Raw genomic sequence first — 15,209 nt, 5'->3', positions numbered from 1 at the left:
AGTCCAGAGGGAGTTCGACCATGATCATGAACCGCCGAAGCCTGATGACCACCGCACTGACACTCGGCGCCATGAAGGCGTTTCCGGGATTGAGTTTTGCCCAGGCTCGTCCGCTGGTGTTTGCGACCTTCACCGGAAGCTGGGAGGAAGCGCACAAGGCCGTGCTGGTGCCGGCCTTCCGGAAAGCGAACGCCGATGCGGCGATCGTGCTCGACCCCATGCTCTCGGTCGACCAGATCGCGAAGGTCAATGCCGCCAAGGCCAACCCACCGATCGACGTCATGCTGCATGATCCCGGTCCTGCGCTCGTCGCGATCGGCCAGGATCTGGTCGAGCCCTACCCGGTCGAAAAGAGCGTCTATTACAAGGACCTGATCAGCGAGGCGCAGGAGCAGACGGGCCCTGCCCCGTTCTTCCAGGTCGTCGGTCTCACCTACAATCCCGAAGCGATCAAGACCCCGCCGACCTCCTGGGCCGACCTCTGGAAGCCCGAGTTCAAGGGCCGCGTCGGCATCACCAACCTGAACTCGACGCTCGGCACCGGCTGGCTGGTCGAGATCGCCAAGATGCGCGGCGGCTCGGAGGCCAATGTCGATCCCGCCTTCAAGGCGCTGGAAGAGCTGAAGCCCAATCTAGCCGCGGTCGCCGCCAATCCCGGCGCGCTCGCGACCCTGTTCCAGCAAGGCCAGATCGACATCTCGCCCGGCAATTTCAACGCCATCCAGATCCTGAAAGCGCGCGGCGTGCCGGTCGAGTTCGTGGCGCCGAAGGAAGGCGCCATCGCCTTCAAGACCACTATCCACATCGTCAAGAACTCGCCGAACCGCGAGCTCGCCTTCAAGCTGATCGAGGCCGCGCTGACGGCTGAGGTGCAGACCACGCTGATGAAGCCGCCCTATCTGATCGTGCCGACCAATTCCAAGGTCGCGATGAGCGGCGAGATCGCGCGCGTGCTCGCCAAGGACACCGCCGAGCTGAAGCAGAAATTCGTATTCCAGGACTGGAAGAAGATCAACGAGCAGCGCTCGGCCTGGATCGAACGTTTCAATCGCGAGATCAAGATCTAAAGCATGATGAGATTAGATTCGACTGCCGTAACGAGGGAGGTGTGCTCCCTCCCCCGCTTGCGGGGAAGGGCTGGGGAGAGGGTATCTCCGCAATCGAGAACCCCCAAGAGGAGAGAACCCTCACCCGGCGCGTTGCGCCGACCTCTCCCGCAAGCGGGAGAGGTGCACCGAGTCCGCGGCCGATTGATTCAACTTAAGACCATTTCATCCTAGAACATTCGAGGAATGGCGATGGGCGCGGCGCCTGCATCACGCGACGTGACGTCTTACGGGATGGGATTGGCGGCGCCTCTGGCGCTGTTCTTCCTGATCTTCTTCGTGGCGCCGCTGCTTCAGCTGCTCTGGCTCTCGCTGCACAACGACGCGGCCGGGCTCCATTGGGGGCTCGGCCAATACCTGCACTTTCTCACCGATCCCTTCAGCCTCAGTGTGCTCGGCTCGACGCTGCTGCTGGGGGCCGAGGTGACGGCCGTCTGCCTCGTGCTCGGCTTTCCCATCGCCTGGCTCTACCAGCGGGTCGGACCAAAGCTCCAGACCATCATCATCCTGATCGTGCTGCTGCCGCTGCTCACCAGCGTCGTGGTGCGTACCTTCGCCTGGATCGTCATCCTGGGCCGGCAGGGCATCATCAACGCGACACTGCAATCCCTTGGGATCATCGATACGCCCCTGAAGCTGCTCTACACCCAGTTCGGCGTCGTGATCGCGCTGGCGCAAGTGCAGATGCCGCTGATGACATTGCCGCTGATCACCGCGCTCGGTAGGATCGACCCCAATCTCGACGATGCCTCCTGCTCGCTCGGCGCCGGAAGCTGGCGCACGTTCTTCCGGATCGTGCTGCCGCTGTCGCTGCCCGGCGTCATCGCCGGCTGCACGCTGACCTATGCCGCCGCGATCACGGCCTTCATCACCCAATCGCTGATCGGCGGTGGGCAGATGCTGTTCATGCCGATGTATCTCTATCAACAGGCCTCCACGTTGCAGAACTGGCCGTTTGCATCGGCGATCTCGATCATTTTCCTGCTCGCCGTGCTCGCGGTCGTCTCCGTCTTCACCACGCTCGGCCGCCTGTCGCGCGGCTATGGAGGCGCGTGATGGCTGGCCGCAAGCGCACGCTGGAATCGTTCAGTTTCGAACTGGTGATGACGGTGATCGCGCTGATCGCTCTGGTCATCATCATTTCGCCCTCGCTCGTGGTCCTTATCGTCTCCTTCACCAGCGGGTTCTCGCTGCGCTTCCCGCCGCCCGGCTATTCGCTACGCTGGTACGCCGAGCTCTGGGATGCCTGGCAGTTGCATTTCGCGGCGAAGAACAGCCTCATCGTCGCGCTTTGGGCAACCGGCCTGTCCGTCGTGCTCGGCGTTGCCGCCGCGCTGGCGATCTCGCGCTCGCCGACGCTGTCGGCGCGGCTGCTCGATTCCTTGTTCATGTCGCCGCTGGTGCTGCCGGCGCTGGCTTTTGGTTTGGCCGCGCTGATGCTGTTCTCGCTGGTCGGCCTGCCGGTCTCGCCGCTGACGCTCGTGATCGGCCACACGGTGGTCTGCGTGCCCTATGTCGTGCGCAACACGGTCGCCGCGCTCGCCCAGCTGGAGCCGACCCTGCTGGAGAGCTCGGCGGTGCTTGGCGCCAGCCGCCTCTACACCTTCCGGCGCATCGTGCTGCCGCTGATCCGGCCGGGCATCATCGCCGGCGCCTTCATCGCCTTCATGTCGTCCTTCGACAACGTGCCGGTCTCGCTGTTTCTGCGCGATGCCGCGACCGACATGCTGCCGATCCGGATGTGGCAGGACCTCGAAGGCAAGCTCGACGTCACAATCGCAGCGCTGTCGGGCGTGCTGATCATCGCGACGGTCGCGCTGGTTGCGGTCATGGAACGCGTCACGGGCCTGTCGCGGCGGCTGACCAATTGATCAGGCGCCGCGGAACAGCGAATAACCCCATCGCGTGAATTTCAGCGGCAGATGAAAATGCTCGTCAACGTTCTCGATGCGAAAGCGGAACGGCGTCACGGTCAGGAAGCCGTCGCTGCCGCCGAAGAACTCGCCGAGATGAAACCTCACCTCGTACTCGCCTGCCGTCACGCCCGCGCCTTGCGCGACGGCATGATCGAGCACGCCGTTGGCGCCGAGCCTCCCGTCGGCGATGCGCGCGGAGTCCGGATCGATCCGCCATATCTCGACGCGCAGCCCCTTTGCCGGGCGCCCGCTCGCCACATCGACCGCGTGAATGGAAATGCCGCCTGCCACGTTGTTCCTCCCATGAGCAAGCCGCCATGGTAGACGGAAACGCGGCCGTTCGGCCAGCACCCGCATTGCTGCCGGCCCTTGGCGCGATGACCTTGCTGCAGGCCCTCGTTGCGCTTGCCTTGTTCGCGCCTGGCGTGGTCGCGCCGCGCGCCCATATCGAGGTCTGGCAGCTCTCGATGTTCTCCTGCGCTGTGTTCGCCGTCGGCATCCCGGCCTCGTTCTGGGGCGGCGGCTTCATCGCGCGGGCCGGCTCGCTGCGGATCGCGAGCCTGTGCGCGGCGGCCATCGTCGTCGCCATGGCGCTGGCCGCGCTTGGATCGACCGCCGCCCTGCTGGCCGCAGGCATCTGCCTCGGCCTTGCGATGGGGCCAGAGACACCGGCAAGCGCGGCGCTGCTGGCGCGGCTCGTGACCGCCGAGCGGCGCACCTTCGTGTTCTCGGTGCGCCAGACCGGCAACCAGATTGGCGCCGTCTGCGGCTCGCTGGCCCTGCCCGCGATCGCCATCGCGTTCGGGCCAGCCTGGTGCTATGCGGTGGTGGGCCTCTGCGCGCTGCTGGCGATCGTTCTGTTTGAATGGTTGCGACCGGCCTACGCCGTCAAGCTCGTCCCGCCCCCGAAGCTCGATCTCCGCGCGCGGCTGGCGCTGATGACGGCGGACCGGCGCATCGCGATGCTGGCGCTGGCCTCGATGCCGTTCAGCGCGATGCAGGTGTCGCTCAACACGGTGTTCGTCACGCTTGGCACCCGCGAGCTCGGCCTCAGCCATATCGAGGCCGGGATGGCGCTCGCCTGCGCGCAAGCCGGCGGCCTCGTCGGTCGGCTCGGCTGGGGATTTGTGGCGATGCGGCTCGATGCCTCGCGGACGGTGCTCATCGTCATCGGTGTCGGCATGGCCTTCTGCGCCGCGCTGCTCGGCCTCGACGGCGGATCGCTCAGTCGCAGCTGGCAGTTCGCGATTGCGGCGCTGTTCGGCTTGACCGCCTCGGGCTGGAACGGCGTCTTCATTGCCGAGATCGCCCGCCTCGCTCCGCAAGACCGGATCGGCGAAACCACCGGCGCGGTGCTGACGGCGTCGTATGCCGGCCTATTGGCGGCGCCGGCGCTGGTGTCGATCCTGGATGGTGTGGCCGGCCTCGGCGCGGCATTCTTTGCCTTGGCGTGCCTTGCCCTCTGCGGCACGGTGGCGCTGTTCTGGGGAGGCCGTGACAATGCCGGCGTATAGTGCCCGCGAGATCGCGGCCGATGTCGCAGCCGGGCGGACCAGCGCCGTCGAAGCCGCACAGGCCGCGCTCGCCCGCATCGAGGCAGCCAAGGCGTTGAACGCAGTGGTCACGATCGATCCCCCGCGCACATTGGCCGACGCGGCGGCGGTCGACGCGCGTCTGCACGCCGGCGAGACGATGCCGCTGGCCGGCGTGCCCATCGTCGTCAAGGACAACATCTGGGCCCGCGGCTGGCGCGTGACGCAGGGCTCACGCCTGTTCGCCGATTTCATCGCACCGCGCGACGCCATCGCGATCGAGCGCCTGCGCAAGGCCGGAGCGGTCGTCGTCGGTATCGGCGCAACATCCGAGTTCGCCTGCAAGGGCGTCACGACCTCGCAGCTTTACGGGCCCACACGCCATCCGCGCGATCCAACGCTGACGCCCGGCGGCTCATCCGGCGGTCCGGCCGTCGCCGTCGCGGCCGGGCTCGTACCGCTTGCGATCGGCACCGATGCGGGCGGCTCCAGCCGCAGGCCGCCCGCCCATGTCGGCGTCGCCGGCTTCAAGCCGTCTTATGGCGCGATCCCCTATGGGCCCGGCTTCGCCGAACCGTTCTTCGGCCTCTCCGTGATCGCGCCGATCGCCACTGAGGTTGCCGATGTCGCGCTGGCGTTCGAGGCCATGGCCGTTGCCGATCCGCGCGATCCGGACTCCGCGCACATCGCGCAAGATGCCGATGATATCGCCGGCTTGCGCATCGCGTTCTCGCCGCGCCTCGGACTCGATGTCGCGGTCGACGATGTCGTCGCGAACGGACTGGTTTCGGCCGTTGAACGCATCTCCGCCGGAGGCTTGCAGATCATGCAACGCGACCCGGTCTGGCCGGCGGGTGCGACGGAAGAGACCATCATGCCGCTCCAGCATGCGGGCCTTGCCGCCCTCTATGGCGACGCCTTCCGCAGGGACCCAACTGTCTTCGATCCCGATATCGCCAAGCAGATCGAGCGCGGCCTGTCCTGGTCGGGCGCCGAAATCGCCCTCGCGCTCGGCGCGAGCGCCGCGATCGCCAGCGCGTTTGCGGCATTCTTCAGCGAGGTCGATCTGTTGCTGGCGCCAACCGTTCCATGCGTCGCGTGGCCACTGACACGGCTCGGCCCGGACATGATTGGCGGGAAGCCAGCGAGCCCGCGGTCGCACGCGGTGTTCACGCCCTTCGTCAATCACGCTCGCCTGCCGGCGATTTCGATTCCGTGCGGGTCGGATCGGAGCGGATGTCCGTTCGGCCTCCAGATCATTGCCGCACGCGGACAGGACCGCACCCTGCTTGGAGCAGCGCAGCAGATCGAGGCCCTGCTGCGAACATAGATCCTGTGGCCGGATGCTTCTTCAGAAAGTCTGCTCCGGTTAGCTGGTTAGCTGGGGTGAGCCGGATTCACGATCTCGGTTATCCGCGTATCGTCAACTTCAATAGCTCGTCCCGCGACGCGCATTGGCCTCAGTTCAGGCTGCGCGTCAGCAGCTGCAGCACGATTGCAAACAATTCGCTCTGCGAGGAGATGCCGAGCCGCTGATAGGCGCGCTTGCGATAGGTCAGCGTCGAATGCAGGCTGATGCCGAGCGCCTGCGAGATCGCTTCCGAGCCGAAGCCCGCGAGGATGCGCCGGCAGACCTCCTGCTCGCGCGGCGTTAGGCCGGCGAGCGGCGCGCGGGTCGCAAACAATGCGGCGAGAGACTGCTCGGGCGCCGCCTTCTCCTGAAAATGGCGGGCGACGCTCGCGCCGATCGCCGGTGCGATCGCCTGAAGCCGTTCGCGCTGCGGAGCAGCGAAGCGGCCCTGGGCTGCGATGCGATAGAAGTTGACGTAGAAGCAGGTGTCGCCGGCCCAGATCGCGGTGGCGCATTTGTCGACGATGCCGGAATCGTGGAAGAAGATCTTTCGGTAGCGCGTCCCGTACATGCGCGGCGCGAACGCGGGCAACATAATCGGTCCACCGCCCTCGCCTGCGAACAGCGCATCGCGATTGGGGTCGGATTCGTGGAACTGGCCGGCATAGGCGGCGCCGAGATCGCCGCCGATCGGAATGTTGCCGGCGTCGAGCAGGCAGTGTGCGGCACCCGCGCGATTCAGCGCGAACACCATGCAATGGCCGACACCGGCGTGGCGGCGCAGCGTGTCGATCAGGATGTCCGGGAAGTCGGGGCGACCGATGGCGAGCACTGCGGCCGTAACATCGCCCGCCACTGGAGTTGAGGCCGCGTGGGGCCGCATGGGTATCCTCCGCAAGTCTCTTTTTGCGGAGGATACCAGCAAGGTGAGTTGGCGGAAAGTCGGCGAGATTGGCGTATGCCGCGCCATGGGTCCCGGCTCTGCGCAGCAACGCTACGCGTTGCGGCGCGTCCGGGACACGTGCCTCACGATGGATCGTGCCCCGGACGCAGCGCAGCACCTTAGTGATGCGCTGCTGAGCCGGGGCCCATGCCGGATGCAGAGCTCCCTACCCCGCCGCCGCCTTCACTGGGGCCACATTGATGGCGAGCTTGCCGTAGCGGTCGGTGAAGGCCTGGGTGTCGATCTCTTCCAGCTCGATCTCACCGCTCATCACGCCTCGTTTCCATTCGGCCTGCGCCGGATCGTTCTGGAACTCCGGCATCACCTCGCGGCCGAACAGCTCGAGCGATTCGCAGATATGCTCATGGCTGTTCTTGCCGGCCTGGTTGAGCAGGATGACCTGGTCGATGTGCGAGGACTGGAAGCGTTTCAGTTTCCTGCGGATCGTCTCCGGCGAGCCGATCAGGCCGCCGCGCAACGCCGCCTCCTGCGCCTCGGGATTGTCGCGCTTCCACTTGTTGTACTCGTCCCACATGTTGACGGTGTAGGGCGCGGGACGCTGGCGGTTCTGCGCGGCGCCGTAGAAGCGCAGCGCGAACTGGAAGAAGGTGGCACCGTCGGCACGCGCCCGCGCCTCCTCGTCGGTCTTGGCGCACATGAAGAACGAGACCAACGCCATGTTCGGGTTGATCTCGTAGTCGGCGAGCTTGTGCAGCCGCTTGGTCATGGCGTTGTAATAGGCGTGCACCCAGGCGTGCGCGGCGTCGGCGCTGACGAACTGAAAGCCGAGCGCGCCAAAGCCGTGGCGGCCGGCGCGCTCGATGGTCGGCAGCTGCGAGCAGGCCATCCACAGCGGCGGATGCGGCTTCTGCACCGGCTTGGGCACGACGTTGCGCAGGGGGATGTCGAAATACTTGCCGTGATGCTCCCTGCCAGCGTCCTTGAACATCGGAAAGATCGCGGCAACCGCCTCCTCGAACACCTCCTTCTTGGTCTCCATGTCGCGGCCGAACGGCGTCAGCTCGGTGATGGACGCACTCTCGCCCATGCCGAACTCGCAGCGGCCGTTCGAGAGCAGATCAAGCACGGCCACGCGCTCGGCGATGCGCGCCGGATGGTTGGTGGTGAGCTGGAGGATGCCGTGGCCGAGCCGGATGTTCCTGGTGCGCTGGCTCGCCGCGGCGAGGAAGGATTCCGGCGAGGGCGAGTGGGAATATTCCTCGAGGAAGTGATGCTCGACCACCCAGGCGTGGTCGTAGCCGAGCCTGTCGGCGAGCTCCATCTGCGTCAGCGCGTCCTGATAAAGCCTGAGCTCGTCACCGGCCACCCAGGGCCGCGGCAATTGCAGCTCGTAGAAGATGCCGAACTTCATGGCGTCGCTCTCCCGCTACTGTCTTGTTGTTGCGGGCATTGTATTGAGCGAGGCGATCCTGTCCACCACGCCGTCAATTCCACGGCGTGGAAGAACAGGGATCGCGAGCCGGAGCGCGGCCTCAGATCACGTGCAGATGCTCGGTGCCGCACTTGCGCTGGCCGAGCAGAGCCGCGAGCGCCGCGATCGCATCCTGGTGCGGCTCCGGCGTTGCCGCGACCGTCCTGAAGTATTCGCCGCAGAAATCGGTCCAGGCCTCGATGTTGCTGCGGGGAACGCCGATCACGAGGCTCCTGCCGGACTCGATGCAATGGGCAATCAGGTCGCGCAGGCCGCCGCCTTCCGCCTCGGCTTTGCCGAACTTGTTGAGAAAGACGATCTCGGCGTCGGCGAGCTGGGCTTCGACCAATTGCGCCGCTTCGAGCAGGCGCGGCGTGGAGAGACGGCAGGAGGTCGCGCCCGCGCCGAGATCCTCCGAGATCGAGATCGACCGGCCGGTGGCGAGCTCGTGCAGAACCATGTCGCAGCGTGTGCGTCCCGGCTGGGGCACGTCCTCCTGGATCAGGCCGGCCAGGCTCTTGCCCGAGCGGCGAAGCTCGGCGACGAGACCGGCGACCCACCGGTTCACGGCGGGGCCCGAGTCATAGACCAGGGCAACGCTGAGCGCGGCGGAAGGCCTTGCCGCGCCGTCCGCGGTGTCGCGGGATTGCTGAAGCATGTCCATCACCTCGCCGCCTTCGCCTTGGCGACGTCGGCATCCTGCAGGAAGTCGATCATCCGCTGCATGGGGCTGACCTCGTCGATATGGTCGAGCATGTCGCGATATCCCTCCTGTGCCTTGGGCGGCAGCTTATGCGCGATGCCCTGATGGCAATCGATGCAGGTCTTGCCTTGCGCGAACGCGGTCTGGTGCAGCTTGGAGGCGCGCGGCTCCTGCACCGCATATTCCATGTGGTCGAACTTGTGGCAGTTGCGGCACTCGCGCGAGTCGGTGGTCTTCATGGCGCGCCAGACGTTCTTGGCGAGGTCGATACGGTGCGCGTTGAACTTGTCAGGCGTGTCGATGGTGCCGAGGATCTTGTGCAGCACCTCGTTCGAGGCCTGGATCTTGCGGACCACCTTGTGGCTCCACTCCTTCGGCACGTGGCAGTCAGGGCAGCTGGCGCGGACACCGGTACGGTTGGAATAGTGAACCGTGTTGCGATATTCGAAATAGACGTTCTCCTTCATCTCGTGGCAGGAGATGCAGAACTGCTCGTTGTTCGTCATCTCCATCGCCCAGTTGAAGCCGCCCCAGAACAAGACGCCGCCGGCGAATGCGACGATGACGATCAGCCCCCAGGCATAGCGCGCGGTCGGCGAGAAGAACCACCGCCACAATCGTTTCAGGAGGCCCGGCCGCGCGGCTGCGACGGCGGCAGAAGTGCTGGTGTCCTGCATGTCAGCCTCACTTCGCCTGCGTCGCGTTCTTGAAGATGTTGCCGACCAGCGGCTTCGCATCGGCCTGCGGTACGTGGCATTGCTGGCAGAAATAGCGCGTGCCGGCGACCTTATCGAGCCGCACGCCCTGGCGGTCGACGTAATGCGTCTCGGAGATCTTCGGCGCATTCACGCGCGTGTTGCCGGGCCAGTCGTGGCAGCCCATGCACGCGTTGTTCTCCGTGGTGATCTGGTAGCCGTCGACCTTGTGAGGGATCAGCGGCGGCTGCTGGCGATAGGCGCGCTCGAAGCCGCTCGCCGGCACCGACTGCTTGGTCACCTCGGGCGGCGGCGACATCTCGGTCAACGGAGCTTCGCGCAGCGCCTTGTGCTGCCTGGCCTCCTGTGCGAGCGGCCCCGGCGCCGCGAACGGAATGACAAGCGCGACGGTCACGGCCGCCGCCGCAATCAACGGGATCAGTCGAACAAACGTCATGAGAGGTCCCTTTCAAGGACGGTCGGCTGGGAAGAGACGACACGTGCCACTGGCGATGGCGCGGTCATGGAGGGGTCAGGACGCACCGCATTGCGGCCGCGCAGACCGAGATGGAAGACCTGCTTGGAGCAGACGTCGATACAGGCACCGCAGACCGTGCAGTCGCCCGCGGTGATCACAGGCGTGGCGCCGCTCCGCTCCCCCCTCAGCGCGGGGCTGATGACGTGCGGCTCCGGACAGACTGCGAAGCAGTCCATGCAGTCGTTGCAGGCGGCCCGGTTGTCGGCGGTGACGCGAAGCAGCGCGACCCTGCCGATCTGGCCGTAGAACGCGCCGACCGGACAGAGATGACCGCACCAGCCGTGCCTGGCGACCAGGAGGTCGAACACGAAGATCGCCGCGGTGCTGCCGGCGCCGAACCAGAGGCCGAACACCAGCGCGCGATGCAGCGCCGTCACCGGGTTGATCAGCTCCCAGGCGATCGACCCTGACAGCACTGATGCCGCGAGCACCGCGCCGACGAAATAGAGCCTGAGCTCCGGGCGGATCTTGGCAGTGAAGGTGATGTTAAGCCGCCGCCGCAGCCAGGCGGCAAGATCGGCCGCCGGATTGACGGGGCAGACCCACGAGCAATAGGTCCGGCCGCCGAACAGGAGATAGGCGGCGAGCACGATGGCCGCGCCGATCACCGACAGACCCTCGGGCCAATGGCGCGCCGCGAGCGACTGCAGGAGGACGAAAGGATCGGTCAGCGGCAGCGTGCCGAGGGTCATGGACGAAGCCAGCGTGCCCTTGGCGATCCAGATGCCCAGAAGCGGCCCCGACAGGAACAGCGCGAGGAAGAGCAGCTGGCTGGTCCGGCGCAGCACCAGAAACCGCGAGGCGGCCCAAAGCCCCTTCTGCGCCCGCGCTTCGACATAGGGCCTGACGTTCGCCGTCATGGCGCGCCTCCCTCGGGTCTGCGCACCGGCAGCTTGAGCGGCGCATCGATCAGGGCTCCGCCGGCCTTGCTCTTCTCTTCCCAGCCGCGCTTGTAATGTTCGTCCTGCTTCAGCGCCGCGACCTCGATCGGCAGCACCTTGATCGCGGACTCGGTCAGCACGCAGGACTTCTCGCACTTGCCGCAACCGGTGCAGTACTCGGCGTGGACGACGGGCTCAAAGATCGCATGCTTGGTCGTGCGCGTATTGTGCGAGACCTCGAGCGTGATCGCCTTGTCGATGACCGGACAGACCCGATAGCAGACGTCGCAGCGCAGCCCCTGCAGATTGAGGCAGGTCTCGCGGCTGGTGATCACCGCGACGCCCATCTTGGCCTTGGCGATGTCGGTCAGCGCATGCTGGAGGGCACCGGTCGGGCAGGCCTTGACGCAGGGAATGGTGTCGCACATCTCGCAGGGAACATTGCGCGCCTGAAAGAACGGCGTGCCCAGAGCGGGGCCGTCGGCCCAATCCGCAAGCTTCAATGTGTCGTAGGGGCAGTCGCGGACGCAAAGGCCGCAACGGACGCAGGCCGCCAGGAAATCCTTCTCGGGCAGCGCGCCCGGAGGCCGCAGCGCCTGCGCGGGCTTGGCCCGCGAGGACACGCCGAACGCAGTCAGCATCGTTGCGGCGACGGCTGCGCCGCCGCCGAAACGCGTCATATCCTGCAGCGCCTTGCGGCGGCGCGGATCGCGCGGGATGCCTGAACTGGAATCCGACATGGCTCGTCCATCGAGGGGTTTAGGCCGACGTCACGCGGCAGGCGCACTTCTTGAAGTCGGTCTCCTTCGAGATCGGACAGGTCGCATCGAGCGTGAGCTGGTTGGCGAGCTGGCTTTCGTCGAAGAACGGGAAGTAGACGAGGCCGCGCGGCGGCTTGTTGCGGCCCTTGGTCTCGACCCGCGTCACCACCTCGCCGCGGCGGGTCTGGATCTTCACCGGCTGTCCGCGCAGCAGCTTGCGCTCGGCGGCGTCATCCGGATGCATAAACAGCGTCGCGGCCGGCACGGCGCGGTGCAGCTCGGGCACGCGGCGCGTCATCGAGCCGGAATGCCAGTGCTCCAGCACGCGGCCGGTGCACAGCCACAGATCGAACTCCTTGTCGGGCGTTTCGGCCGCCGGCTCGAACGGACAGAAGATGATGCGCGCCTTCTTGTCCGGCTTGCCGTAGAACGACACGCCTTCGCCCGGCTTGACGTAGGGATCATAGCCCTCGCGGAAGCGCCAGAGCGTCTCCTTGTTGTTGACGACCGGCCAGCGCAGGCCGCGCGCCTGGTGATATTGCTCGAAGTCCGCCAGGTCGTGGCCGCGGCCGAACTTCGCATATTCCTCGAACAGGCCCTTCTGCACGTAGAAGCCGAACGCCGCGCTCTCGGAATTGTCGAAGCCCTTCTGGCATTCGGTGATCGCAAACTTGTTCACCTCGCCGTTGGCATAGAGCACGTCGAACAGGGTCTTGCCGCGCAGCTCGGGCTTCTTGGCAATCAACTCCTCCGGCCAGACCTCCTCGATCTTGAAGTGCTTGGCGAACTCCATCAGCTGCCAGAGGTCCGAGCGCGCCTCGCCGGGCGCCTTGACCTGCTGCCGCCAGAACTGGGTACGCCGCTCGGCATTGCCATAGGCGCCCTCCTTCTCCATCCACATCGCCGTCGGCAGGATGAGGTCCGCGGCCAGCGTCGTCACGGTCGGATAGGGATCGGAGACGACGACGAAGGCAGCCGGATTGCGATAACCGGGATAGCCCTCCTCGTTCATGTTCGGAGCCGTCTGCATGTTGTTGTTGCACTGGACCCAATAGGCGTTCAGCTTGCCGTCCTTCAGCATCCGGTTCTGCATCACCGCATGGTAGCCGACGTTGCCGGGGATGGTGCCTTCGGGCACCTGCCACAGCTTCTCGGTCGCTTCGCGATGCTTCGGGTTGGTGACGACCATGTCGGCCGGCAGGCGATGGGAGAACGTGCCGACCTCGCGGGCGGTGCCGCAGGCTGAGGGTTGGCCGGTCAGCGAGAACGGGCCGTTGCCCGGCTCGGAGATCTTACCCGTCAAGAGGTGCACGTTGTAGATCATGTTGTTGACCCACGTGCCGCGTGCGTGCTGGTTGAAGCCCATCGTCCAGTAGGAGATGATCTTCTTCTTGGGATCGGCGTAGAGCCTGGCGAGCCGCTCGAGATTCTCCTTCGGCACGCCGGATGCCTTGTGGGCGTATTCGAGCGTGTAGGGCTCGAGCAGCTTCTTGTATTCCTCGAAGCCGATCTTGTCCTTGAAGCCGGCCGGATCGAGCGCGCCGTCCTTGCCGGCCTTGTGCGAGGCGTTGACCGCCTTCACCTCGAGCGCATGCGTCGGCCGCAAGCCGTAGCCGATGTCGGTCACGGTCGAGGCGAACTCGACGTGCTTCTCGACGAAGTCCTTGTTCATCGCGCCGGAATTGACGATGTAGTTCTGGATGTAGTTGAGGATCGCCATATCGCTCTGCGGCGTGAATACCAGCGGATTGTCGGCGAGCTCGAACGAGCGGTGCTCGAAGGTGGAGAGCACGTGGACTTCGCAGCCCTCATGCGTCAGGCGGCGGTCGGTGAGGCGCGACCACAGGATCGGATGCATCTCCGCCATGTTCGAGCCCCACAGCACGAACGCGTCGGTCTGCTCGATGTCGTCGTAGCAGCCCATCGGCTCGTCGATGCCGAAGGTGCGCATGAAGCCCGCGACCGCCGATGCCATGCAGTGACGCGCGTTCGGATCGAGGTTGTTGCTGCGGAAGCCGGCCTTGAAGAGCTTGGCGGCGGCGTAGCCTTCCCAGATGGTCCACTGTCCTGAGCCGAACATGCCGACGGTCGACGGCCCGCCCGCCTTCAGCGCCGCCTTCCATTTCTCGGCCATGAGCTTGAAGGCATCGTCCCAGGAAATCGGCGCGAACTCGCCGTTCTTGTCGAACTTGCCGTTCTTCATGCGCAGCATCGGCTGGGTCAGCCGGTCCTCGCCGTACATGATCTTGGACAGGAAATAGCCCTTGATGCAATTGAGGCCGCGATTGACCGGCGCATCGGGGTCGCCCTGCGTCGCCACGACCTTGCCGTTCTTGGTGCCGACGATCACGCCGCAACCGGTGCCGCAGAAGCGACACACGCCCTTGTCCCAGCGGATGCCGTCGGTCTTGCCCGCCTGCGCGCTCGCCGCTTCCGGCAGCGTCACGCCGATGGTCGAGGCGGCAGCAACCGCCGCAGCCGCCTTCAGCGCGTCGCGGCGCGTCGCCGTGGCTTCATTCCCGTTCGTCAGTTTCGTAACCATCGTCGGTCTCTCCGGCTCAACGAATCTCAGATTGCGGAAGCGCGCGCATGCGCGCCGGAATTCTGGCAGACGCCGCCGCAGCACGCGGCCGGCTCGGTCTCGGCGGCGCTCTCGTCGTCGTGCGTATCGAATGCGTGAAAGATCAGCGAGGCGCTGACGACGCCGGGCAGGCGATGCATGGCGGCGATCTGGTCGATCGCCAGCGAGGCCGACGTATCGATGACGGTCAGCGCAAGCCTGTTGCCGCCGGACGCGGCCTCCAGCTCGACGCCGGGCAGCGCCAGGATCCGCTCGGTCAGATCGCGCTCCGCATCCGGTGCGAGATAGACGGCAACGCCGCAGATATTGGTGGCTTCAGCCATTGTGCACGACCAGGTTTGCAAGTTCGGATACGAGCGCGATGCGGTCCCGCTGCGCGAGCGCGATGGCTTCGACCGGGCAGACCGGGATGCAATCGCCGCAGCCGGTGCAGGCCGCAGCATCGATCACGGCGCCCAGCTTCTCGCGCGCGAGAATGCGGATGGCGGAATGCTCACAGGCTTCGACGCAACGGCGACAGACCACACCATGCCGTTCGACGCAGGCGCTGGTGCTGGAGACGGTCGCCACCTGTTCGGGACGCGTCTCTTCCAGACGCGGCGCATGCGCGTCGCGGCCGGATGCGAAAGGCAGAACGGCAGAAAATAGTGAGCGTCGTGACATTGGCCTCGGCATATCCGAATCCCCGCGGCAGAGCCGTGTTCAGGAATTGTCCAGGAGAATGCGCCCCATCGGGCACATCTCGGTCGACGCCATTGTCACCGCTTCGG

At 65.9% G+C, this 15,209-nt stretch carries 16 protein-coding genes; 5 read left to right on the top strand and 11 right to left on the bottom strand.

Features of this window, described 5'->3' with window-relative positions; genetic code table 11:
* Positions 1-20: 20 nt before the first annotated feature.
* From D6B98_RS21245 to D6B98_RS21235, 3 genes are all read left to right on the top strand, one after another.
* Complete coding sequence (locus D6B98_RS21245) at positions 21-1,067, top strand: ABC transporter substrate-binding protein (RefSeq protein WP_126258873.1); 1,047 nt, start codon at positions 21-23, stop codon at positions 1,065-1,067.
* A gap of 231 nt (positions 1,068-1,298) precedes the next feature.
* Positions 1,299-2,162: an ABC transporter permease gene (locus tag D6B98_RS21240; protein ID WP_126258872.1), complete on the top strand. Its 864-nt coding sequence runs from the start codon at positions 1,299-1,301 to the stop codon at positions 2,160-2,162.
* Positions 2,162-2,977 (top strand): ABC transporter permease, encoded by an 816-nt coding sequence (locus tag D6B98_RS21235; protein WP_164718759.1) that lies wholly within the window; start codon positions 2,162-2,164, stop codon positions 2,975-2,977. Before D6B98_RS21240 ends, D6B98_RS21235 begins: the two co-directional genes overlap by 1 nt.
* Here D6B98_RS21235 and D6B98_RS21230 read toward each other — a convergent pair whose 3' ends face one another.
* Positions 2,978-3,313: a hydroxyisourate hydrolase gene (locus D6B98_RS21230; RefSeq protein ID WP_164718758.1), complete on the bottom strand. Its 336-nt coding sequence runs from the start codon at positions 3,311-3,313 to the stop codon at positions 2,978-2,980.
* Positions 3,314-3,339: 26 nt separating this feature from the next.
* Between D6B98_RS21230 and D6B98_RS21225 the strand changes: the two genes are divergently transcribed.
* Together D6B98_RS21225 and D6B98_RS21220 are read left to right on the top strand one after the other, a co-directional pair.
* On the top strand, positions 3,340-4,536 hold the full coding sequence (locus D6B98_RS21225; RefSeq protein WP_126258870.1) for an MFS transporter: 1,197 nt from the start codon (positions 3,340-3,342) through the stop codon (positions 4,534-4,536).
* A complete protein-coding gene (locus D6B98_RS21220) occupies positions 4,523-5,884 on the top strand; it encodes an amidase (protein ID WP_164718757.1) in 1,362 nt (453 codons plus the stop codon). The genes D6B98_RS21225 and D6B98_RS21220 overlap by 14 nt, the downstream gene beginning before the upstream one ends.
* 130 nt (positions 5,885-6,014) lie before the next feature.
* On the opposite strand, the gene D6B98_RS21215 is transcribed toward D6B98_RS21220, so the two are convergent.
* The 10 genes from D6B98_RS21215 to D6B98_RS21170 all read right to left on the bottom strand — a co-directional run bounded on the left by D6B98_RS21215 (position 6,015) and on the right by D6B98_RS21170 (position 15,102).
* On the bottom strand, positions 6,015-6,788 hold the full coding sequence (locus D6B98_RS21215; RefSeq protein ID WP_126258868.1) for a helix-turn-helix transcriptional regulator: 774 nt from the start codon (positions 6,786-6,788) through the stop codon (positions 6,015-6,017).
* A 226-nt stretch (positions 6,789-7,014) separates the two neighbouring features.
* On the bottom strand, positions 7,015-8,220 hold the full coding sequence (locus D6B98_RS21210) for an LLM class flavin-dependent oxidoreductase (RefSeq protein WP_126258867.1): 1,206 nt from the start codon (positions 8,218-8,220) through the stop codon (positions 7,015-7,017).
* 121 nt (positions 8,221-8,341) lie between these two features.
* A complete protein-coding gene (locus tag D6B98_RS21205; RefSeq protein WP_164718756.1) occupies positions 8,342-8,938 on the bottom strand; it encodes a DUF2478 domain-containing protein in 597 nt (198 codons plus the stop codon).
* Between the two features lie 5 nt (positions 8,939-8,943).
* Positions 8,944-9,660 carry a NapC/NirT family cytochrome c gene (locus D6B98_RS21200; protein WP_126258865.1) on the bottom strand — a complete coding sequence of 239 codons (717 nt, stop codon included), beginning with the start codon at positions 9,658-9,660 and terminating at the stop codon, positions 8,944-8,946.
* 7 nt (positions 9,661-9,667) lie between these two features.
* The gene (locus D6B98_RS21195) at positions 9,668-10,135 is read right to left on the bottom strand and encodes a nitrate reductase cytochrome c-type subunit (RefSeq protein ID WP_126258864.1); all 468 of its coding nucleotides are present in this window, start codon (positions 10,133-10,135) and stop codon (positions 9,668-9,670) included.
* Positions 10,132-11,076, bottom strand: coding sequence for a quinol dehydrogenase ferredoxin subunit NapH (gene napH, locus D6B98_RS21190; RefSeq protein ID WP_126258863.1), 945 nt, complete (start codon positions 11,074-11,076; stop codon positions 10,132-10,134). Before napH ends, D6B98_RS21195 begins: the two co-directional genes overlap by 4 nt.
* Entirely contained in the window at positions 11,073-11,837 is a 765-nt protein-coding gene (napG, locus tag D6B98_RS21185; protein WP_126258862.1) for a ferredoxin-type protein NapG, read from the bottom strand. Before napG ends, napH begins: the two co-directional genes overlap by 4 nt.
* Before the next feature lie 19 nt (positions 11,838-11,856).
* Positions 11,857-14,400 carry a nitrate reductase catalytic subunit NapA gene (napA, locus tag D6B98_RS21180; RefSeq protein WP_126258861.1) on the bottom strand — a complete coding sequence of 848 codons (2,544 nt, stop codon included), beginning with the start codon at positions 14,398-14,400 and terminating at the stop codon, positions 11,857-11,859.
* A 26-nt stretch (positions 14,401-14,426) separates the two neighbouring features.
* Positions 14,427-14,762 (bottom strand): chaperone NapD, encoded by a 336-nt coding sequence (locus D6B98_RS21175; RefSeq protein ID WP_164718755.1) that lies wholly within the window; start codon positions 14,760-14,762, stop codon positions 14,427-14,429.
* The gene (locus tag D6B98_RS21170) at positions 14,755-15,102 is read right to left on the bottom strand and encodes a 4Fe-4S dicluster domain-containing protein (RefSeq protein WP_164718754.1); all 348 of its coding nucleotides are present in this window, start codon (positions 15,100-15,102) and stop codon (positions 14,755-14,757) included. Before D6B98_RS21170 ends, D6B98_RS21175 begins: the two co-directional genes overlap by 8 nt.
* Positions 15,103-15,209 lie beyond the last annotated feature (107 nt).

It is taken from the genome of Bradyrhizobium sp. LVM 105, from assembly GCF_003957705.1.
GTDB lineage: Bacteria > Pseudomonadota > Alphaproteobacteria > Rhizobiales > Xanthobacteraceae > Bradyrhizobium > Bradyrhizobium frederickii.
Note: the sequence above shows the minus strand (reverse complement) of the source record. Positions and strands in the feature narration are given on the sequence as shown.